This is a genomic window from Kitasatospora sp. NPDC091207, from assembly GCF_044768625.1.
Taxonomy (GTDB): Bacteria; Actinomycetota; Actinomycetes; order Streptomycetales; family Streptomycetaceae; genus Kitasatospora.
Window position 1 is genome coordinate 87,513 of the sequence record NZ_JBIVVS010000017.1, and the last position, 21,133, is coordinate 108,645.

Below are 21,133 nucleotides of genomic sequence, written 5' to 3' on the forward strand. Positions count from 1 at the left end.
TCTGCTCCCAGCAGGCGGTGTCACGCCGGTCCGCCCGGCGTGGCACCGCCGCCCCCCGGAAGGACGTACCCGTGGACCGCAGGACCCTGCTCGGCACCGCCGCCGCCGGAGCGGTGGGCGCGGCGACCGCCACCGCGCTCACCCCGACCCCGGCCGCCGCCCGGCCCGCCGCCCCCGTCACCACCTTCAACGTCATCAGCGACATCCAGGGCGACCTCGCCGACCTGGGCGTGGCGCTGCGCGACATGAAGTCCACCAATCCCGCCTCCGCCGGTCTCGCCGTCGCCGGGGACATCACCCCGCGCGGCTACGACGCCGAGTACGCCGCGGTCCGGGCCGAGTTCGCGAAGGCGAGCCCCCCGGCCACCGTCGCCTGGGCCATCGGCAACCACGAGTTCTACGTGCCCAAGTGGCGCGATCCGGCCACCCTGGACCAGGCCGCCTGGCCCAACGGCGCGACCGAGGACTCGCTCTTCCGCAGCTTCTACACCTTCGCCGGCCGTAGCACCGTCTTCTCCGAGCACATCTTCGGCGGCATCCCGGTGCTGACCCTGGGCACCGAGCGCTACATGCACTACCACGACCCGAAGCTCTGGGACGAGGTGTGGCTCAGTGACACCCAGTTCACCTGGCTCGAACAGCGGCTCGCGCACTGGGCGTCGCGCCGCCGGCCCGTCATGGTGATCACCCATCACCCGCTGCCGAACACCGTCTCCGGCAGCCGCAACAACCTCTACCTGCACGACTACCTCCAGGCCGACCGCCTGCTCGGCATCCTCGGCCGGTACCGCGATGTCTTCGTCTTCTGCGGCCACACCCACTGGGACCTCGGCCTCTCCGACTGGTACGTCCGCCGGGTCGTTCCGGGCACCGCCAACCTCGACGGCTTCTCGGTGGTCAACACCGGCGCCGTGCAGACCGGTTGGACCGACAACGGCCAGGGTGGCGAGACGGCCGTGGCCGGCACCTTCAACCAGGGCCTCCAGGTCGAGGTCCATCACGACCACGTCGTCCTCAAGGCGCGCGACTTCGCGACCCGCACCTGGCTGAAGCAGATCACCGTCCCGCTGGCCACCCCGGTGTAGCCCCCCGCGCCGGCCTGCCGGTGGAGTGGGAGGCCGGCCGGATCGCCCGCCCACACCACCGGCGGACGCCGACCGGCCGGCGGGACCGGCCGCGCGGCGCTCGCGTGCGCAGGAGGTGACGGATCATCAGAGAGTTGTGAAGTCGGCCGCGTTCACCGGGAAGTCGGCGTATCGGATGAGTATTCTTACGCACACGTAGTGCATGCGCGTGGTCGCCGGGGGGCGGCCGGCGCCCATCCGATGTCGACTCCGGGGGGAGACGCAGTGGCAGACGACGTTGCCATCAGTCCGGGAGAGCTGGACGCCTCGGCGAACGTGGCGAGTGTCCTGGCCGAGGAACTCGCCGGTCCGATCCGGACCGCGCTGACCGCGGCCACCACGACGGCGGGCCAACTCGCCGGCTGGTCGGTCGCCGGTGGACTCGGCCACCTGGGGAGCGGCTGGTCCGCCCCGCTCGGCACGCTCCGGCAGCGGCTCACCGACACCGCCGCCAATCTGCACGCCAACGCCGCGGCGCACACCCGCAACGAACAGGCGATCGCCGGCGCGTGGAACCGGGCCGAGGAGGCGAAGTGAGCGGCCTCTACGAACTGTTGACGCGGTTCGACCCGTACGGTCTGCGCGATGCCGCGAAGGGCTGGAAGGCCCTGGCCCACGCCATGGAGAGCACCGGCACCCGGCACCGCGGGCAGGTCAACGGTCCGTTGCACCAGCACTGGAAGGGGACCGACGCCGACGCGGCCTTCCCGTTCATGGCGCGGACCGAACAGCAGATGGACGTCGTGCGGGTCGAGGCGGAGGCCGTCGCTCTCACGCTCAACACGGTCGCCGACCGGATGTACCAGGCGCAGACCAACCTCACCAACGCCGCGCACCGGGCACAGGACGCCGGTCTGACGGTGTCGGCGGAGGGCGCGGTAGGTCTGCCGCCGCAGGCGCCCGAGGAGCGCAACGACCCGGACGCGCAGACGGCGCGCCGCACCCTCGCCGGCCTCAAGGGCGAACTCCAGGGACGGATCGACGCCGCGCTGAAGGACGCGCGACAGGCCAGCGACCAGGGCAACACCGCGCTGGGCCGGCTCGGCGCCGACATCCTCACCACGCGGCGGGCGAGCGGTGCGACGGCCGAGACCCGCACCGACGCGGCCGACGTGATGAAGGACCTCGGGCTGGCCGACGCCTACGTCCCGGACGGCAAGGACCCGAAGGCGAACGCCGAGTGGTGGAACGGCCTGACCCCGGACCAGCGGGAAACCCACCTGGCCCTGAACGCGGCCAGGATCGGAAGCCTGGACGGTTTGCCGGCCGCAGCCAGGGACGAGGCCAACCGGCTGGTCCTGGACCAGAAGCTCGACGCGCTGGAGGCCGGCACCCCCGCCTCGTTCGGTCTCGATCAGACGGCCTACGACAAGCGCAGGGCCGCGCTGGCGGAGATCAAGAAGAAGCTGGGGGAGCGCGCCGACGCCGGGGACGAGGCGCATCAGCTGTTCCTCCTCGGCATCGACCCCGAGGCGTACGGGGGCGACGGTCGGGCGATCGTGGCCAGCGGGAACCCGGACAGGGCCACGCACACCGCGGTGTTCGTGCCGGGGACGAACACCGATTTCACCGGTGTGCCGGGGCAGATCGACCGCGTCCGCCAGTTGCAGCGCTTCGGCATAGGGGCCGCCGACAGCACCGACGAGACGGTGTCGGTGATCTCCTATCTCGGTTATGACACCCCGGAGAGCATCCCCGAGGCGGTGAACCCCCGGCGCGGGATCGACGGCGCCGACGACATGCGGCGCTTCTCCGACGGGCTGCGGGTCGCGCATGGCGAGCCGAAGACGCATCTCACCTATATCGCGCACAGCTACGGAAGCTATGCCGTCGGCGTTGCGGCATCCGGTGGTGACGGACTGCACGCCGACGACATCGTGGCCCTCGGGAGCCCCGGTATGGGTGTCGACCAGGCCAAGCAACTGCACATCGACCCCGACCATGTCTGGATCTCGGAGGCGGAGGACGATCCCACCCGGCTGTTCAGCGGGATGACGCTGGGGCCCGGCCCGCACAACATCGGGTTCGGCGGCCACAACCTCTACACCGACACGTCGGGTCACGGCGGGTACTGGGACGAGACCTCGGAGAGCCTCTACAACCAGGGAAAGATCATCGCGGGGAAGCGGCCGGACGTCGTACCCAAGGAGATCAACATCGGCGGGGTCATCCCCGTCTGGCACTGAGCCGACCCTGGAGAGAGCACTCATGACCTGTTCGTCCACCCGCCGGCCCGCTGCCGGAACCCGGCTGAAGCGCCTGCTGGCCGTGGTGCTGATGGCCGTCACCCTTGGAGCCTGCATGTCCAGCCCCGGTACCGGGAAGAACGACCCCCTGCCCGTCAAGTCCCGTCAGGAGACTCTCGACTGGGCGCGCCAGCTCATGGGACACCTCGCCCAGAAGGCCGATATTCGGATCAACGGCGAGCCGGAGGAGGCCGGCTTCAGTCCTTGTGTCGGCAGGAACGGTGAATCGGCGCCCGACGACCGCTACACCCTCCTGTACTTCGTCCACAGCGACGTTCCCGGTGCCCGGCACAACGATGTCGTTCGGACCGTCCGGGATCTGTTGAAGAACGAGGGCATGGTGATCTCGAGCTACCACGAGACGTCGACCACGCCGCCGAACTCCACCGTCACCGCCCGCCACCCCGAAAGCCGCTACGTCGCCACGGTCTTCAGCACCGGCGACACCCGCATGGCCCTCAGCGTCACCACCCCGTGCCTGCTGCCCCCGTCCGCGTCACCGACCGCGACCCCGTGAGCCGCTGACGGCGGGCGGGTCCTCGTCGATCGGACCGCGGGCCCTGCCCCGGCGACTGCCGTTCCGTCCGGTGGGGTGCGATGCTTCCCGGGAGCCCCGCCGCGTCGAGTGATGCCCCCGAGGAGATGCCCATGCGTGCCGAACCCGTTTCCGACACCCCCTGTCTCACGCTCGGCGAGGGGCCGGTCTGGGACGCGGGGGCCCAGAGTCTCCACTGGATCGGCATCCCGGACCGGCGGGTGCTCACGCTGCACCGGCCGAGCGGCCGGCTCGCGGTGCTCGAACTGGAGGTCACGCCTGGCACGTTGATGCTCGCCGCCGAGGGCCGGCCGGTCCTCGCGACCGAGCGCGGCTTCGAGCTGCTGGACACCGCCACCGGCCGGACGGAGGTGCTCGCCGCCGTCGAGGCCGACCGGCCGGAGCGCCGGATGAACGACGGGAAGCGGGACCCGTACGGCCGGCCGGTGGCCGGGACCATGCAGCGCGCGGAGCCCCGGCAGCCGGGGGCGCTGTACCGGCTGGAGGCCGACGGGTCGGTGCGGGCGATCCTGGACGGCCTGGCCATCCCCAACGGCCTGGCCTGGCCGGAACCGGACCGCCTCTGGCACATCGACACCCCGACCCGGCGGATCGAGCTCTACGAGTACCCCGAGCACGGCCCGGTCGGCCGCCGGATCCGCTCGCTGGACGTGTCCCACCTGCCGGGGATGCCCGACGGCATGACGCTGGACGGGAGCGGGAACCTCTGGGTGGCGTTCTGGGACGGCGGGGCCGTGCACTGCCTCTCGCCGGAGGGGCGCCTGTTGGACACCGTGGAGGTGCCGGTGCCGCGCTCGACCAGCTGCGCCTTCGGCGGGCCGGAGCTGGACACGCTGTACATCACCACCGCCCGCAGTGGGGAACTCCCTTTCTCCGGCGCGCTGTTCGCCGTCACCGTGCCGGGGGTGCGCGGTCGGGCCTGAGGGCCGCGGGTGCCGGGCGGGCGGGCGAGGGTGCCACCCGCCCGGCGGAGTAGCCGGCGCCCGCCTCGGGGCCGCCGGCTACTGCCCGAGCAGGCGGGCGAAGTCCAGTCCGAGGGTGCCGAGTACGGGCAGGGCGCCGAGGTCGGTGACCGCGCCGACCGGGATGCTGTAGCCCTGGTTCACCTCCCGGGGCGCGGGCGCGGCGGCCGCCGAGGCGGTGGTCGCGGCGGCGCCGGTCAGGGCGACGGCGCCGAGCAGCGCGGCACCGAGAGCAGTGCGGAACGGAACGCGGAGCGGGGTACGGGGCGGGGTGCGGGGCGGGGTGCGCAAGGGGGCCTCCGGGGAGTGGGACGCGTGACCTGACAACGCGTCACCCCCGCTCGCGGTCACGCATCGTCCCGCCTTCGGCCGCTTTCGTAAAGCTTCCTCCCTTGTGTTCATGACAACACATCAAAGGTATGGACCTCAGCTCCGAGCCCGGCATACGGTCCTTCCCTGGGTGGGCCGGACGTGCCCGAACTCCACTGCACCGCAGCCGATTCGGCCTGCTCGGGAGCTCCCGCAGGGCCGGCGGCCCGCCCGTACTCGGTCATGCCGTCCGCACCGACAATCGGAGGGAAACATGCGAGTCGCCAAGAACATCAGGATCCTGGCCGGTGCTCCGCTCGCCGCCGCCGCCCTGATCGCGCTGACCGCGGGTTCGGCCAGTGCCGCGATCCCGATCAACAAGCCGATGACCGGCAAGGCGACGTACTACAACGACGCCGGCTACGGTGCCTGCGGCAGCCAGATCAATGCCGGCAGTCAGCTGCTGGTGGCGGTCTCGCACGCCTGGTGGACCAGTGCGAATCCGAACAACGACCCGCTCTGCACGGGCATATCGGTCAAGGTGACCTACCAGGGCAAGACGGTCACCGTCCCGGTCAAGGACAAGTGTCCGTCCTGCGACTCCACCCACATCGACCTCAGCCAGCCGGCGTTCGCCAGGCTCGCCCCGCTGGGGCAGGGTGTGATCAACGGCCTCACCTGGCAGTTCGTCAAGGCGGGCTTCGCGGGGGAGAGCATCCCGCTGTCCGCGCCCGTCGAGGGTTCGACGATCGGGGCGGGCGCGTCCCGCTGACGTGGCGCGGGGGCGGGCCGGCCGTGCGTCGGCCCGCCCTGGTCGGGGTCCGGCGCCGGTGGGGCCCGGGCCTCCCGGCCGTCAGTCGCCGGTGGAGTGTTCCTTCGGGAAGGCCCCCGCGCGGGCGGCTGCCTCCATCGTGGTGGCGAGCGCGGGCGAGTCGTCGGCCGACCGTGTGCCGTCGGCGCCCCGGGCGCTCCACCGCCAGCCGCCCGATGTCGCGTCGGGCAGCAACTCGGCGGCGCCGCCGAACAGTTCGATTCGGCGGCTGCTCGGCGGCGCGGCGGCCGGCCGCTCGACGGCGTCGGGCCATTTGGCGCGGGCACCCTGCCGAGTGAGGCCCCAGGCCGCGCCGAGCCGCTCGTAGGTCGCGCCGTGGGAGGCGGCGGTCCGGGCGGCGATCGCCGTCAGTCGTTCGACCTCCTGGTCGACGACCTTCCAGGTGCCGAGGACGGCCAGGGCCACCTCGGCCGGGTCCGCCGCCCGGCCGCGGTCCACGCGGTAGCCGTTCGCCCGAGCGCGAATGGCCGAGGCGAGGGGATCGAGGGCGTCGAGGAGGATCCGGTCGAGCGCCGTCCGCTCGGTGGCGGTGATGTCGGGTGTCGGCATGACGGTAACTCTAGTTGCCAGAATCAAACTTGGGTAACAGTGGTTGTCGAATGGCATATGCCATTCGACCAGGGCGGATCGGGCCGCCCTCGAACGGCCGCGCTGACACTGTGCACGGCCGGGTGCGCGGTTACTGCCATCGTGTCGGTGGTCCGGGGGGCGTGCGGCGGCATAGCGTCCGGGGAGATCACCGAGCGAAGGCAGGTTCCCGTGGACCGCACCGGCGACGAATCCCCCGCCGTCAACGGCGGCGTCTCCTTCTGGTACGCGCGGACCGGGCTGCCCGAGCCCCGGCCCGCGCTGCCGGGCGACGCCGACGCCGATGTGTGCGTCGTCGGCGGTGGATACACCGGGCTCTGGGCCGCCTACTACCTCAAGAAGGCGGACCCCGGCCTGCGGATCACCCTGCTGGAGCGCCGCTTCTGCGGCTACGGCGCCTCGGGGCGCAACGGCGGGTGGCTCTACAACGGGTTCGCCGGGCGCGCGGCCTTCGCCCGCCGGTACGGGGCCGGGCCGGCCGCCGCGATGCAGCGGGTGATGGACGCGGCGGTCGGCGAGGTGGCCGACACCGTCGCCGCCGAGGGCATCGACGCGGACCTCGTCCGGGGCGGCGTCCTGGAGGTCGCCCGCACCCCGGCCCAGCTGGCCCGGCTGAAGGCCTTCGCCGAGGCCGAGCGCTCCTACGGCGCGGACCGGATCCACCTGCTGACCGCCGCCGAGGCCGGCGAGCGGGTCCGGATCGCCGGCACCCTCGGCGGCACCTGGGCGCCCCACGGCGCGCGGATCCAGCCCGCCAAGCTGGCGCGCGGACTCGCCGCGGTGGTGGCGGGCCTGGGGGTGCGCATCCACGAGCAGACCCCGGTCACCGCCGTCGAACCGGCCACCGCCGGAGCCCGTGCCCGGGCCGTCACCCCGCACGGCACCGTCACGGCCGACCACGTGCTGCGCGCCACCGAGGGCTTCACCGCGGGGCTCCGCGGCGAGCGGCGCACCTGGCTGCCGATGAACTCCGCGATGATCGCCACCGAACCGCTGCCGCCGTCCTTCTGGGCCGAGGCCGGCTGGGACGGCCGGGAGGTCCTCGGCGACTTCGCCCACGCCTACATGTACGCGCAGCGCACCGCGGACGACCGGATCGCCCTCGGCGGCCGCGGTGTCCCCTACCGGTACGGCTCGCGCACCGACGCGGACGGGACCACCCAGCCGGCCACCGTCCGCCAGCTGCGGGAGATCCTCGACAGCTTCTTCCCGGCCGCCGCCGGTGCCCGGATCGACCACGCCTGGGCCGGAGTGCTCGGTGTCCCGCGCGACTGGTGCGCCACGGTGGACCTGGACCGCGCCACCGGCCTCGGCTGGGCCGGCGGCTACGTGGGCAGCGGCGTCACCACCGCCAACCTGGCCGGCCGCACCCTGGGCGACCTCGTCCTCGGCCGCGACACCGAACTCACCCGGCTGCCCTGGGTCGGCCACAAGGTGCGCCGGTGGGAGCCGGAGCCGCTGCGCTGGCTGGGTGTCCACGCCCTCTACGCCGCGTACCACGCCGCCGACCGCCAGGAGGCCACCGGCCGGCCCACCAGTTCGCCCCTCGCCCGGCTGGCGGACGTGATCTCCGGGCGGCACTGAGCCGACGTGCGCGGCCGCTCCCGGGCGGTCCCGGCGGCCGTTCGGGCGTGCCGAGGTGGCAGCGGCGGTCGGCGCGACGCACGGTGGTCCCGGGGTCGGAGACGGCGGAGGGACGGCGCGGGTGCGCAGGTGGCGAGTGGGACTGGTGGGGCTGGCGGTGACCCTGGGGCTCGGTGCGCCCACGGCCTCGGCCGCGCCGGTGCGGCCCGGCTGGGCGGTCGTGGTGGTGGACCAGGAGTCGCGCAGCGTGCTGCTCCTGCAGAGCGCCGAGGAGCTGATGGCCTACCGGAGTCCCGACCGGCTGCCGGTGGTGTGGTCCTGGAGCGCCGACCGCGCGCCGGACCTCGCCGACCTCACGCCGGCGCACAGCTGGTCGATGCCGGACGAGGCGAAGAGCCGGGTGCGCAACGGTGGCCGCTACCTGCTGACCGCCGCCTCCGGCGGGCTGGTGGCGGTCGTCGACACCGCGACCGGCGGTACCTACTGGGCCGCCGACACCGGCGGGGCCAACCCGCACAGCCTGGAGCTGCTGCCGGACGGGAACGTCGCCGTCGCGGCCAGCGCCGGCGGCTGGGTCCGGCTCTACGCCGCCTCGCGGGGGCCGCGCAGCACCGCCCACGCCGCGTACCCGCTCAAGGGCGCGCACGGGGTCCACTGGGACGCGCGCACCCGGCTGCTCTGGGCGGTGGGGGACGACACGCTCACCGCGCTGCGGGTGGGCGGTACCCCGGCCGCACCCGTGCTCACGGCCGTCCGTAGCGTCGCGCTGCCGGATCCGGGCGGGCACGACCTCGCGCCGGTGCTCGCCGCGCCGGGCCGGTTCTGGGTGAGCACCGCCGCGCACCTGTGGCAGTACGACCCGGCCGGCAGCGGCTTCACGCGGGTGCGACTCGGTGACGAGGCGGCGGAGCGGGACGTCAAGAGCGTCGGCGACGAACCCGGCACCGGGCGGCTGCTCACCGCCGCGCCCGATCACGCCGGCCCCTGTACCTGGTGCACCTCGGTCCTCGCGCTCCACCGTCCGGACGGTGTCCGGACGTTGCGCGGCAGCAAGCTGTACAAGGCGCGCTGGTGGGCCAGTTGGAGCGGCTGACCGTCGCTCAGGGTGACCGCCGGGTCGGCATTCGGCTGATGCGGCAGATTTTATGCCCCGACAAACTACTCCAATGGTGGGCAGTTTCCCGTGGGGCAGCGCAAACCTCGGATGCGGTGCCCACGCTGGGATAGCGTCAAGTCCACCGGGGGGTGCGTGAACTGCGTGAGTGCCGCTCCGGTCCGTTCGAACGCATCCGACTAATGCTCTGACTAATTCGGGAGAAACTCGTGGGTAATAGCCTTTCGGAAATCCGGCCGGTCGCCGTCGACGAGCTGCGACTCGCCGTGGACTCCCTCGCGGCGTTCCCCGCCCGGGGCGGGGCCGGCGGCTCCGACGTCCCCGAGCGCCTGGCGGCGGTGGCCGAGCTCTGCCGCGCCGTCGACGGGGTGCTGGACAGCCTGGTCGTCCAGGCCGCCGCGGAGGCCGCCGAGGAGGGCTGGACGGCCGCCCGGATGGCCTCCGAACACGCCGCGTACTACGCCCGCTTGCGACGGGCGCTGCTGCCCGTCGGGGCAGGCGGCCAGGGCGATGCCGGGCTGAAGAAGCCGTGAGCGCGCCGCACTCCAACGCGCACGTCCTGACCTGCCCCACCCGGTGGAGCGACGTGGACGAGAACGGGCACATCAACAACGCCCGGCTGGTCTCCTACGTCCAGGAGGGGATTTACGACCTCTTCTGTCATCACCGGGTCGCCGTCCGGGAATCCCTTTTTCCGTCCGGATTCCTGATCGCGCGGCACGAGATCGATTACCTGGAACAGCTGCACCACCAGCCGGAGCCATTGCTGGTACGGCTGACGGTGGAGCAGCTGGGCCGCAGTTCCGCGCATGTGGTGGTGAATGTCTGCCGCGATCCGCTCACGTATATGCGGGCCCGCACCGTGGTGGTCGCACGGGACCAGGAATCGGGCCGTTCCCGCAAACTCAGCCAGTCCGAGCGGCGCTTTCTCTCCGCGTTCGTCCCGGGCGAGGTCCCGGTCGAGCCGCTGCCCTCGACGCCGTCGCAGCGGGTGCCGGTGAAGGCATCGCGCGGCCCCCTGCCGGGCTCGGCGCACCGCGCCCGCCGACGCTGTCGCACCTCGGCGCGCTGACGGCGGCGATGCCGGCACCGATGACGCTGCCGGCATCCAGCGCAGGACCCACCGGGCCCACCGGACCGACCGGGCCAGCAGAAACCGAAGGGCCGCCGCGGGTGCCGCCGGACCGGTACCGCCCGCCGGGCCCGTCCGTCCCGCAGTGCCCGACCCGTCCCGCGGTGCTCAGGACGGTGCTGATCGTCGTACGGCGGCGGAAGGGGTGGCAGCGGCGGCAATGGCGCCGCCGGCTGCGGCGCGCACCGGACCGGTGTGCGGCCCCGGCGTCGCGCGCCCCGGGCAGGCCGCCCGGGCGGCGACCGCGGGCATCCGGGCGCGCGAGGGCCATCCGGTGGTCACCGGCCCGGGCGAAGCCCGCCGCGCCGCGATGCGCCGCCCCCGGCACAGCCGTCCGGCACAGCCACCGGGTACACCCGTTCGGCTCGGCAGCCCGGTCACACGTCAGGCACACCCGCCGGGCACACCCGTCCGGGTGCGGCCGCGACGGCCGGGCCCAGGGAGCGGAGGTCGGTCCGGGCGGTGGGTGGCCCCGTTCCGGCCGGCCGGCCGCGGCCGTCGACGGGGCCTCAGCCGGTGGTGGCGCGGAACAGCTCCGCTCCGGTGCCGGTCAGCAGCACCGGCTCACCGGACGGCCGCAGATAGGCCGAGCCGCCCGGCGCCAGGTCGAGGGTGTCGCCGGCCGAGCTCCGCAGCCGGGCCCGCCCGGCCGTGCAGAGCAGGATCTGCGGCCCGGCCAGGTCGACCCGGGCGGGTGCGGCGGTGGGCCGCAGCCGGGACAGCCGGAACTCCTCGGCCGGCGAGGGGAACACGTCCTCGATCCCCGCGCCGGCCGCGTCGACGGCCCGCGGGCCGTCCGGCGAGGAGGCGGGCGAGGGGGCGGACGAACCGGCCGGCGACGCGGTGAGCACGGGGGGCTCGCCGGTCCGGAAGGACGTCACCGCCAGCAGCCCGTCCACGTCGATGTGCTTGGCGGTGAGTCCGCAGCGCAGCACGTTGTCCGAGTTGGCCATCAACTCGACGCCCAGGCCGTGCAGATAGGCGTGCGGCACCCCGGCGTCGAGGGCCAGCGCCTGACCGGCCCGGAGCCGGACGTGGTTCAGCAGCAGTGCGGCGACCAGGCCCGGGTCACCGGGGTAGTCCCGGGCGGCCCGCGCGTAGGCGGCGCAGGCGGCCGCGTACGGACCGTCCCCGGCGGCGACCCGCCGCAGGGCCGCGGCGACACCGGCGAGCTCGGCCGGGCCGGGGCGGACGTCCTCCAGGACGTGCCGCAGCATCGCCGGCAGCACCTCCCCGGCGGGCCGGTGGCGCAGCGCGGCGGCCCACGGGGCGAGCAACGGGACGGCCAGCCCGTCCAGCAGATCGGCCGTGGCGGACGCCGGACGGAACCCGCAGAGCGCCTCGAAGTCACCCAGCGCACAGATCAGTTCGGGCTTGTGGTCGCGGTCCTTGAAGGTGCGCTGCGGGGCGTCGCGGGGGATGCCGCGGGCCTCCTCGGCGGCGAAGCCGGCCTCGGCCCGGGCCCGGGAGGGGTGCACCTGGAGCGAGAGCGCCCGCTCGGCGGCCAGCACCTTGAACAGGAAGGGCAGCCGGGGGCCGAACCGCCGTACGGTGTCCGGCCCCAGCTCGCCCTCCGGGTCCTCGGCGATCAGCCGGTCCAGCGGGCGCGGGCCGGCGCCCCCGGCGTCGTCCCGCAGCGAGGGGGCGGACGGGTGGGCGCCCATCCAGAGCTCGGCCTGCGGCTCACCGGTGGCCGGCGTGCCGGTGAGCGCGGGGATGGCGGTGGTGGAGCCCCAGGCGTAGGCGCGGACGGGGTTGGCGAGCGGGGCGAACGGGGGACGGGTGGGTGCGGGCATGCGGGGGTCTCTCGTGTGGGGGCCGGGGGGGCGGACCGGGCCTAACGGCAGATCGCCGCCGCGCCGATCAGGCCCGCGTCGGTGCCGAGTTCGGCGCGGCGGACGTCGAGGCCGCGGACGTAGGGCAGCGCGGCGTACCGGTCGAGATGCCGGGCGAGCGGATCGAACAGCGGGGCGCCGGCGGTGGCGACCCCGCCGCCGATCACCACCCGGTCGAGGTCGACCAGGGCGGCGGTGGCGGCGATTCCGGCGGCCAGCGCCTGGGCGGCCCGGTCGAAGGAGGCGAGGGCGACCGGGTCGCCGGCCAGCGCGGCGGCGGCCACGGCACGTGCCGAGCGGTCCTCGTCCGGGCCCGTCGGCCGCCAGCCCCGGGCCAGGGCCCGCCGGGCGATCGCCGGGCCGGCGGCGATCCCCTCCAGGCAGCCGCGCGATCCGCACGGGCACGGGTCGCCGTCCAGGTCGACGCTGATGTGGCCGAGGTGACCGGCGTTGCCGCTGGGGCCGGGCCGCACCGCGCCGTCCAGGACCAGCCCGGCGCCGACACCGGTGGAGACCACCAGGCAGAGCGCGTTGGCGGCGTCGCGCGCCGCGCCGCGCCAGTGCTCGGCGGCCGCCATCGCGACGCCGTCCCCGGCCAGCGCCACCGGGACGGCGAGCCCGGCCACGGCCGGGTGCGCGGCGACTTCGGCGACCAGCGGGAACGCCCGCCAGCCGGGGATGTTGACCGGGCTGACGGTGCCGTGCCGCAGATCCACCGGCCCGGCGCTGCCGATGCCGACGGCGGTCACCGCGCCCCAGCCGGGCGCGGCGGCGAGCTGGTCGAGCACCCGGTGCACGACGGCCAGCACGGCGGCGCCGGACCGCTCGGCCGGGGTGGGCAGTTGGACCCGGTGGGTGAGCTCCCCGCGCTCGTCGACGAGCGCCCCGGCGATCTTCGTCCCGCCGATGTCGAGGGCGGCGACCAGCGGGCGGACGGACGGGACGGCGGTCATCGCGGCGGCTCCAGAACCAGGGGCGGGGCCCCCTCCCGGGCGGGAGGGGGGCAACGGACAGGGTAGAGCGTCAGCCGGACGCGGCCGTCAGACGCAGCGTGACCAGCTCGAACGGGCGCAGGGCCAGCTCGACGCCGTCACCGCTCACCGCCACCGACCCGCGGGTGCCGTCCCACGGCCGCTCCAGCAGGTCGCAGGGCACCGCCCCGGCCAGCGGGAACGAGGTGGCGAGCCGGCCCCGGGCCCGGCCGCCGTTGGCCTCGTAGACCCGGACGATCACGTCCCCGCTGCCGTCGTCGGCCAGCTTGACGGCGCTGACCACCAGGGCGTCCCGGTCCACCTCCACCAGCGGCCGGACGGCCTCGGCGGTCCCGGTCACCCGCCGCTCGGGCAGGCTGATCAGATAGCCCTCGCGGACGGCGTCGGCGATCCCGGCGCCCGGCACCAGCGCGTGCCGGAACCGGTGCGGGCCCTGGTCGGTCTGCGGGTCGGGGAAGCGCGGCGCGCGCAGCAGCGAGAACCGCACCGTCGTGGTGGTGCCGCCGTCCGCCGCGCGCACCGTCCGGGTGACGTCGTGCCCGTAGGTGGAGGCGGTGACCAGCGCGACGCCCCAGCCCGGCTCCTCCAGGTGGACGAAGCGGTGGTTGCAGGCCTCGAACTTGGCCGCCTCCCAGCTGGTGTTGGTGTGGGTGGGCCGGTACAGGTGGCCGAACTGGGTCTCGGCGGCGTACCGCTCGGTGTGCACGTCCAGCGGGAAGGCCGCCTTGAGGAACTTCTCCGTCTCGTGCCAGTCCACCTCGGTGTCGATGTCCAGCCGCCCGGCGCCCGCGCGCAGGGTCAGCGTCTGGACGACCGTCGACGAGCCGAAGGACCGCGCGACCCGCACGGCGACCGCGTCCGGCGCGTCCAGTGCCACCGTGAGCGCGTCCACCGCGGTCAGGTCGGTGACGGTGTTGCGGTAGAACTGGTCCACGTCCCAGGCGTCCCACATGTTCGGGAAGTCCGGGTGCAGCTGGAGCAGGTTGGCGCGGGCGCCGGGGGCCACCGTCTCGCGCCCGGTGGCGAGGTCCACCACCGAGACCACCAGGCCGTCGCCGTCCACCGTGACGGACAGCAGGCCGTTGCCGAGCACGAACCCGCCCCCGTCGCGGGCGCTGACCGCACAGCCGTCCGCCCGCGCCGCCGAGGCGGGAGCCGCGCCGCCGGCGGGCGCTCCCGAGCGGGTGTGCGGGGCGCCGTTGAACACCAGCTCGCGCCCGCCCGCCGCGTCCCCGGCCAGCGCCTGCTGCGCCCGGCCGATCAGCGTCTCCAGCTCCTCGCCGAGCGCCGCGTACGTCGCCTCGGCCTCGCGGTGGACCCAGGCGATCGAGGAGCCGGGCAGGATGTCGTGGAACTGGTGCAGCAGCACCGTCTTCCAGATCCGGTCCAGTTCCTCGTACGGATAGGCCAGGCCGGTGCGCAGCGCGGCGGTGGCGCACCACAGCTCGGCCTCGCGCAGCAGGTTCTCGCTGCGGCGGTTGCCCTGCTTGGTCTTGGCCTGGCTGGTCAGGGTGGCCCGGTGCAGCTCCAGGTACAGCTCCCCGACCCAGACCGGCGGGTTCGGGTAGTCGGCCTGCGCCTGCTCGAAGAACTCGGCCGGCCGCTCCCAGCGGACCGTGGCGGAACCCTCCAGGTCCCGCAGCCGGGCGGCCTTGGCGATCATCTCGCGGGTGGTGCCGCCGCCGCCGTCGCCCCAGCCGGTCGGGGCGATCGAGTGCCGGGCCACGCCCTTGTCCTTGAAGTTCCGCGCGGCGTGCGCGATCTCCTTGCCCTTCATGGAGCAGTTGTAGGTGTCCACGGGCGGGAAGTGGGTGAAGATCCGGGTCCCGTCGATGCCCTCCCAGAGGAAGGTGTGGTGCGGGAACGTGTTGACCTGGCTCCACGAGATCTTCTGGGTCAGCAGCCACTTGGAGCCCGCGTTGCGGATGATCTGCGGCAGCCCGCCGGTGAACCCGAAGGTGTCCGGCAGCCAGGCCTCCTGGTTCTCGACCCCGAACTCCTCCAGGAAGAACCGCTTGCCGTGCACGAACTGCCGGGCCATCGCCTCCGAGGCCGGCATGTTGGTGTCGGACTCCACCCACATGCCGCCGGCCGGCACGAACCGGCCCTCGGCGACGGCCTTCTTGACCCGCGCGTACACCTCGGGCCGGTGCTCCTTGATCCAGGCGTACTGCTGCGCCTGCGACATGGTGTAGACGAAGTCCGGCTCGTCCTCCAGCAGCGCCGTCATGTTGGCGGTGGTGCGGGCGACCTTGCGGACGGTCTCGCGCAGCGGCCAGAGCCACGCCGAGTCGATGTGCGCGTGGCCGACCGCGCTGATCCGGTGCGCCGAGGGTACGGCGGGCGCGGCCAGCACGGCGGCCAGTTGCTCCCGGGCCGCGGCGGCGGTGCCGTTGACGTCCTGCAGGTCGACCGCGTCCAGGGCCCGCTCGATCGCGCGCAGCACGTCCCAGCGGCGGGCGCCGTCGACCGGCAGCTCCGCCATCAGCTCGCCCAGCACCTCCAGGTCCATGACGAGCTGCCAGACCGTCTCGTCGAAGACCGCGAGGTCCATCCGGGCCAGCTTGTACTGCGGGCGGTCGCCGGCGGTCTCGCGGTCGCCCAGCTCGGTCGGCAGGAAGGGGTGGTAGTCGAGGATCACCGGGTTGGCGGCGGCCTCGACGTGCAGCAGCACCTGCTCGCCGCCGGCCGCGGGGGCGGCGATCCGCACCCACTGGTTCTGCGGGTTGAGGCCCTTCACCGGGCTGCCGTCCGGGCGGTAGACCAGGCCCTCGCACTGGAAGCCGGGCATGTTGGCGTCGAAGCCGAGGTCGATCAGGGCCTCGACGGTCCGCCCGGCCCACGCCTCGGGCACCGTGCCGGTGACGGTGATCCAGCTGGTGCCCCACGGCGCGCCCCAGGCGTCGCCGACGGCGATCGGGGTGCGCGGCGCGGCCAGGCCCTCGGCCACCGGGACGGGCTCGCCGGGAGCCGTCCAGATCGACACCTCCAGCGGGACGGACTCCGGGTAGAGCGCCGGGCGGATGCGCTCCTCCAGGACGCGCTTGAGGCGGGACTCGACCAGGCTGCGGTCATCGTGCATGTCAGCGGGCTCCGTTGCGTGACTGAGGGGGTGACGGGACGGAAAGTCGGGCGGGACGACGGGACGGGTGACCGGTCAGCGTACGTCGTCCGGGTGGACGACCTCGGTGATGCCCCGGGCGGCCAGGTGGGCCCGGTCCCCGGCGCGCTCGGCGAGCACCGCGGTCGGCCGGGCGCCGTCCTCGGCGAGCCGCATGAACGCCTCGAAGACGGCGCCGCCGGGCCCGCAGACCGAGCGCTTGGGTGAGGTGACGTCGTCGCCGGTGGCGACCACCACGGCGGTGGTGCGGGGCCGGGGCGGCTGCCGGCCGGTGCGCAGTTCGGCCACCGCGGCGGCGAGCCGGGCGCCGGCCGGCTTGACCCGGCGGTCGGTGGTGAGCAGACCGAGGCTGTACTCCAGCTCGGGGAAGTCGGCCAGCGAGCGGTCCACGTCGTGCGAGCACCACCAGGTGACGCCCCACAGGTCGGGGCAGTCCAGCACGGCCGCCACGGTGTCGCCGGTGAAGCGGGCGGCGTCCTCGGCGGTGATCAGCGGGGCCGGCGCGCCGACCTCCTGCAGCCAGACCGGGCGGTGCGGGTCGTCCGCCCAGGCCTTGGAGAGCTCGACCAGGTAGGCGGCGTGCTGCGCGGTGGCGGTGGAGTGCGCGCCGTAGCGCTGGGCGGTGCCGTTGAAGACCCAGGAGTGCACGGCGGTCGCGGCGCCGAGCCGGGCCGAGTGCCAGGGGGTGAACGGGTGCTCGTCCAGGTACCAGGCGGCGTCGTAGGAGGCGTGCAGGTTGAGCCGGCCGGGCGCGCCCTCCTCGCAGGCGGCGAGCATCCGGCGCAGCCAGGCGTCGACCTGCTCGGGGGTGGCCCGGTCCGGGTCGGGGTGCGGGTCGCCGGAGAACTGGTTGACCTCGTTGCCGACCGTCATGCCGAGGAAGTTCGGCCGGGCGTGCAGGGCGGCGGCCAGGGTGCGCAGGTAGGCGGCCTGGCCGTCGATCACGTCCGGGTCGGTGAAGAGGTTGCGGCGGTGCCAGGTCTGCGTCCACGACGGCTGGAAGTCGAAGCTGGACAGGTGGCCCTGGAGGCCGTCCACCGCGACGTCCAGACCGCGTTCGCCGGCCGCGTCCACCAGCTCGGTCAGCTGCTCGACGGCGCGCGGGCGGATCAGCGTGCGGTTCGGCTGGAAGACGGGCCAGAGCGGGAAGACCCGGACGTGGTCCAGGCCGAGCGCGGCGATCGAGTCGAGGTCGGCGCGGACGGCGTCGAGGTCGAAGTCGAGCCAGTGGTGGAACCAGCCGGCGCTGGGCGTGTAGTTGACGCCGAAGCGCGGGGCGGCGGGGGCCTGCGGGCGGTCCCGGGGCGGGGCCTGCGTGCTGTCCTGCGGGCGGTCCTGAGCGGCGGTCATGCGCGGTGGGCTTCCTCGGTGGGTGCGGCCGTCGCTGGTCCGGCGACGGGTCGGGCGGACGGTGCGGCTACCCCTTGACGGCTCCCTCCTCGACGCCCCTGAAGAAGAACCGCTGGCAGATGCCGAACACCACGACGATCGGCAGGAACGCGATCATGGTGCCGGCCGCGATCAGCCGGGGGTTGGCGCTGAACGTGCCGTTGAGGTACTGGAGCCCGACGGTGAGCGTGTACTTCTGCGGGTCGTTGAGCACGATCAGCGGCCAGAGGAAGTCGTCCCAGGCGCCGATGAAGGTGAAGATCACGATCACGCTGAGCATGCCGCGGACGTTCGGCAGACCGATGTGCCACAGGCGCTGCCAGACGGTGGCGCCGTCCACCAGGGCGGCCTGGTCGAGTTCGGGCGGGACGGCCGCGAACGCCGTCCGCATCAGCAGCACGTTGAGCATCGCGATCGCGCCGGGCAGGGCGACGCCGGTCAGCGAGTCGGCCAGGCCGAGGCCGCGGACCGTCACGTACTGGGAGACGATGGTGACCTCGCCGGGCAGCACCAGCGTGGCCAGGAAGAGGCCGAAGACCAGCCGGGCGCCGCGGAAGCGCAGTTTGGCCAGCGCGTAGCCGGCCAGCGTGGTGCCGACCACGTTGCCGAAGATCGCGATCGCGGCGACGGTCAGCGAGTTGGCCGCGTACGTCCAGACCGGGATGGTGTCGGCGACCTTGGCGTAGTTGGCGAAGGTCAGGTCCTCGGGGATGAAGCTCGGGCTCCGGGTGTAGACGTCCTCGCCCGGTCCCTTGAGCGAGGTGGAGAGCTGCCAGAGGAAGGGGCCGATCACCAGCAGCAGGACGACCAGCAGGAGCAGGTAGCGCAGCGCGGTCCGGGCGGGGGAGGGGGAGTTGAAGCTCCGGGCGCGGCGGGCCGGGGCCGGGGCCGGCGCGGTCGGCGTGGCGGGCCGGGCGGGGGCGGCGGTGTCGGTCACGGGGTCAGTCCGCCTTCCGGTTGAGGCGCGTCAGGAGCAGCATCGGGCCGAGGGTGATGACGAACAGCAGCAGGCTGAGCGCGGAGGCGTAGCCCAGGTGGCCGGTGAAGCCGCGGCTGTACATCTGGATCAGCATCACCACCGACATGTCCCGGCCGCCGGGGCCGCCGGTGCCGTGGGAGAGCACGTACAGCTCGGAGAAGACGCGCAGCGAGGAGACCGAGATCAGCACCGAGATCAGCATCATGGTGGGCCGCACCCCGGGCAGGGTGACGTGCCAGAACCGGCGGAAGGCGCTCGCGCCGTCGACGGCGGCGGCCTCGTGCAGTTCCCGGCCGACGTTGGCCAGCGCGGACAGGTAGATCACCATGTAGTAGCCGAGGCCCTTCCAGGTGGTCAGGGCGATCGCGCTGAGCAGCAGCAGCCAGCGGTCGGTCAGGAACGCGACCGGGGAGTCGGCCAGCCCGGTCTGTTGGAGCAGGCCGTTGACCAGCCCGCGGTCGTCCAGCACCCAGCCCCAGATCAGCGCCACCACGACGGCGGAGGCGATCACCGGGGTGTAGAAGGCGGTGCGGAAGAAGGTGATGCCGGGCAGCTTGCGCTGGACGAGCAGGGCGAGCAGCAGCGGCAGGAAGGTCAGCAGCGGGAGGCAGACCAGCAGGTAGACGATGCTGTTGAGCAGGGCGTCGGCCAACTGCTCGTCGCTGAAGATGCGTTCGTAGTTGGCCAGGCCGGTGAACCGGCCGCCGCCCAGGGGCTTGGCGTTGGTGAACGAGAGGATCACCGTGTTGATCGTCGGCCAGAGGTTGAAGGCGACCAGCCAGATGATCGCGGGCCCGGCGAGCAGCCAGGGGGTGAACCAACGCCGGTGGGTCATGTGCCGATGCCTTCCTGGGGCGGGGGCGCGCGGGACGGGGGACGGGGGCGGGACTGGGCAGGTCTGGTGGGGGCGCTTCGCGTCGCGTTGCTGCGGGGGAGGCGGGTGCGCGTGGCAGGCGGGTGGCCCCGGGCGGGTGGGCCGGCCCGGCCCCGGCGGGCGGCGGGTCCTGGGGGAGGGCGCCGCCGCGCCGCCGGCACGGGGTGGGTCGGGGGCGGGCCGCCGCCCGGTGGCGGGGTCAGCCCTTGAGCAGTTGGTTGCAGCGCTCGACGGCCGTGTCCAGGGCCTGCTGGGAGGTGGCGTCGCCGCTGATCGCCAGGGCGATCTGCTGCTTGACGACGGTGCTCATCGCGTCGTCGACCTGGACCGGCTGGATGATCTTCGCCTTGGCCAGCGAGGTGAACGCGATCACCTTGGCGTCACCGGCGTTGGTGCCGTCGCTCTTGCTGAAGAACGGGTCGCCGGCGGACGCCTTGGTGGACGGGAAGATGCTGGTCAGCTGGGCGAACCGGGCCTGGTTCTCCGGGCTGGTGACCCAGCGGGCCAGGGCCACCGCCGCGGCCGGGTTCTTGCTGTTCTTCGGGACCGACAGCCCCTGCACGTAGAGCGGCGCGATGCCCATCGCGGGGGAGGAGACGATCTTCGGGGCGAGGGTCGGGTTGTCGGTGGCGAGACTGGTGATGAAGTTGGCGCCACCGGTGGTCCAGGCCGCCGTACCGGCGTTGAGGAGCTTGGAGTTGCCGGCGTAGGTGTCGGTCAGGATGTCCTTCGGCAGCAGGCCCTCCTTGAACGCGGCGCGGTACTTGTCGAGCAGCGCGGCGGCCTCGGGGGTGTTGAAGGTGAAGGACTTGCCGTCGTCGGACATCACCTTGACGCCGGCGCTGGTCAGGTCGCCGAGACCGGGCTTGCGGCTCATCAGGTAGGTCGAGCCGCCGGACTTCTCCTTGAACACCCTGGCCTGGGCGATGAGTTCGTCCAGGGTGGTGGGGAGCTTCGCCGGGTCCAGGCCGTTCTTGGTCAGCAGCTCCGCGTTCCAGTAGTTCACATCGGTGTTGAGGTACCACGGGTAGCCGAAGGTGCCGTCCTGGCCGGTGAAGCGGTAGGCGTCGATGCCGCCGGCGACGTACTCGTCGGCGAGCTTCGGGTCGGCCTTGGCGATGTCCAGCAGCTGGTTCTGCTTGGCCAGCGGCAGCGCGAAGTCCGGGGGGAGGTTGACCACGTCGGGGAGGGAGCCGGCGGCGGCCTGGCTGAGCACCTTGTCGGCGTAGCCGTCGCCGGGCTGGTCGAGCCAGTCGACCTGGACGCCCGGGTACTTCTTCTGGAAGTCGTCGATCACGCTCTGCATGTAGTCGGTGAACTTGGGCTTGAGCGCCCAGGTCTGGAGCGAGACCTTGCCCTTGACGTCACCGGTGGCGGCCGCACTCGCCAGGGTGTCGTCGCTCTTGGTGTCGGAGCCGAGTCCGCAGCCGGTGAGCGCGGCGGTGGAGACCGCCGCCATCGTCAGTGCCGCCCAGATTCTTCGCATGAGGGTCTCC

The 21,133-nt window shown here is 73.6% G+C and carries 19 protein-coding genes; 10 read left to right on the forward strand and 9 right to left on the reverse strand.

The window, feature by feature from the left end; genetic code table 11:
- The first annotated feature begins 71 nt into the window (after window positions 1-71).
- From ACIQTO_RS25560 to ACIQTO_RS25580, 5 genes are all read left to right on the forward strand, one after another.
- Complete coding sequence (locus ACIQTO_RS25560; RefSeq protein WP_402392269.1) at window positions 72-1,085, forward strand: metallophosphoesterase family protein; 1,014 nt, start codon at window positions 72-74, stop codon at window positions 1,083-1,085.
- Between the two features lie 264 nt (window positions 1,086-1,349).
- The gene (locus ACIQTO_RS25565) at window positions 1,350-1,661 is read left to right on the forward strand and encodes a hypothetical protein (protein ID WP_402392271.1); all 312 of its coding nucleotides are present in this window, start codon (window positions 1,350-1,352) and stop codon (window positions 1,659-1,661) included.
- Window positions 1,658-3,310, forward strand: a complete 1,653-nt coding sequence (locus ACIQTO_RS25570) for an alpha/beta hydrolase (protein WP_402392273.1) — start codon at window positions 1,658-1,660, stop codon at window positions 3,308-3,310. The genes ACIQTO_RS25565 and ACIQTO_RS25570 overlap by 4 nt, the downstream gene beginning before the upstream one ends.
- Window positions 3,311-3,332: 22 nt before the next feature.
- Window positions 3,333-3,887: a hypothetical protein gene (locus tag ACIQTO_RS25575; protein ID WP_402392276.1), complete on the forward strand. Its 555-nt coding sequence runs from the start codon at window positions 3,333-3,335 to the stop codon at window positions 3,885-3,887.
- A 131-nt stretch (window positions 3,888-4,018) separates the two neighbouring features.
- The gene (locus tag ACIQTO_RS25580) at window positions 4,019-4,849 is read left to right on the forward strand and encodes an SMP-30/gluconolactonase/LRE family protein (RefSeq protein ID WP_402392279.1); all 831 of its coding nucleotides are present in this window, start codon (window positions 4,019-4,021) and stop codon (window positions 4,847-4,849) included.
- A 78-nt stretch (window positions 4,850-4,927) separates the two neighbouring features.
- Here ACIQTO_RS25580 and ACIQTO_RS25585 read toward each other — a convergent pair whose 3' ends face one another.
- Window positions 4,928-5,179 (reverse strand): hypothetical protein, encoded by a 252-nt coding sequence (locus tag ACIQTO_RS25585; protein WP_402392282.1) that lies wholly within the window; start codon window positions 5,177-5,179, stop codon window positions 4,928-4,930.
- Between the two features lie 292 nt (window positions 5,180-5,471).
- On the opposite strand from ACIQTO_RS25585, the gene ACIQTO_RS25590 reads away from it, so the two are divergent.
- Entirely contained in the window at window positions 5,472-5,969 is a 498-nt protein-coding gene (locus tag ACIQTO_RS25590; protein ID WP_402392285.1) for a cysteine/serine endopeptidase inhibitor, read from the forward strand.
- Window positions 5,970-6,050: 81 nt separating this feature from the next.
- Here the strand turns inward: ACIQTO_RS25590 and ACIQTO_RS25595 are convergent, their stop codons facing one another.
- A complete protein-coding gene (locus ACIQTO_RS25595) occupies window positions 6,051-6,578 on the reverse strand; it encodes a hypothetical protein (RefSeq protein ID WP_402392287.1) in 528 nt (175 codons plus the stop codon).
- Between the two features lie 210 nt (window positions 6,579-6,788).
- Here ACIQTO_RS25595 and ACIQTO_RS25600 point away from each other — a divergent pair, with 210 nt between their 5' ends.
- The 4 genes from ACIQTO_RS25600 (at window position 6,789) to ACIQTO_RS25615 (ending at window position 10,387) form a co-directional block, all read left to right on the forward strand.
- On the forward strand, window positions 6,789-8,201 hold the full coding sequence (locus ACIQTO_RS25600) for an NAD(P)/FAD-dependent oxidoreductase (protein WP_402392289.1): 1,413 nt from the start codon (window positions 6,789-6,791) through the stop codon (window positions 8,199-8,201).
- Between the two features lie 136 nt (window positions 8,202-8,337).
- Window positions 8,338-9,294 (forward strand): DUF6528 family protein, encoded by a 957-nt coding sequence (locus tag ACIQTO_RS25605; protein WP_402392291.1) that lies wholly within the window; start codon window positions 8,338-8,340, stop codon window positions 9,292-9,294.
- Window positions 9,295-9,524: 230 nt separating this feature from the next.
- Window positions 9,525-9,848, forward strand: a complete 324-nt coding sequence (locus tag ACIQTO_RS25610; RefSeq protein ID WP_402392294.1) for a hypothetical protein — start codon at window positions 9,525-9,527, stop codon at window positions 9,846-9,848.
- Window positions 9,845-10,387 (forward strand): acyl-CoA thioesterase, encoded by a 543-nt coding sequence (locus tag ACIQTO_RS25615; protein WP_402392297.1) that lies wholly within the window; start codon window positions 9,845-9,847, stop codon window positions 10,385-10,387. The genes ACIQTO_RS25610 and ACIQTO_RS25615 overlap by 4 nt, the downstream gene beginning before the upstream one ends.
- A gap of 569 nt (window positions 10,388-10,956) precedes the next feature.
- Here ACIQTO_RS25615 and manA read toward each other — a convergent pair.
- From manA to ACIQTO_RS25650, 7 genes are all read right to left on the reverse strand, one after another.
- Window positions 10,957-12,243, reverse strand: a complete 1,287-nt coding sequence (manA, locus tag ACIQTO_RS25620) for a mannose-6-phosphate isomerase, class I (protein WP_402392299.1) — start codon at window positions 12,241-12,243, stop codon at window positions 10,957-10,959.
- Window positions 12,244-12,284: 41 nt separating this feature from the next.
- Window positions 12,285-13,235 carry an ROK family protein gene (locus tag ACIQTO_RS25625; protein ID WP_402392302.1) on the reverse strand — a complete coding sequence of 317 codons (951 nt, stop codon included), beginning with the start codon at window positions 13,233-13,235 and terminating at the stop codon, window positions 12,285-12,287.
- A gap of 70 nt (window positions 13,236-13,305) precedes the next feature.
- The gene (locus ACIQTO_RS25630; protein ID WP_402392305.1) at window positions 13,306-16,356 is read right to left on the reverse strand and encodes an alpha-mannosidase; all 3,051 of its coding nucleotides are present in this window, start codon (window positions 16,354-16,356) and stop codon (window positions 13,306-13,308) included.
- A 75-nt stretch (window positions 16,357-16,431) separates the two neighbouring features.
- Window positions 16,432-17,745, reverse strand: a complete 1,314-nt coding sequence (locus ACIQTO_RS25635; RefSeq protein WP_402392308.1) for a glycosyl hydrolase — start codon at window positions 17,743-17,745, stop codon at window positions 16,432-16,434.
- A 67-nt stretch (window positions 17,746-17,812) separates the two neighbouring features.
- On the reverse strand, window positions 17,813-18,721 hold the full coding sequence (locus ACIQTO_RS25640) for a carbohydrate ABC transporter permease (RefSeq protein ID WP_402392311.1): 909 nt from the start codon (window positions 18,719-18,721) through the stop codon (window positions 17,813-17,815).
- 4 nt (window positions 18,722-18,725) lie between these two features.
- Complete coding sequence (locus ACIQTO_RS25645) at window positions 18,726-19,598, reverse strand: carbohydrate ABC transporter permease (RefSeq protein ID WP_402392314.1); 873 nt, start codon at window positions 19,596-19,598, stop codon at window positions 18,726-18,728.
- Between the two features lie 238 nt (window positions 19,599-19,836).
- Window positions 19,837-21,123, reverse strand: a complete 1,287-nt coding sequence (locus ACIQTO_RS25650; protein ID WP_402392316.1) for an ABC transporter substrate-binding protein — start codon at window positions 21,121-21,123, stop codon at window positions 19,837-19,839.
- Between the last annotated feature and the right edge of the window lie 10 nt (window positions 21,124-21,133).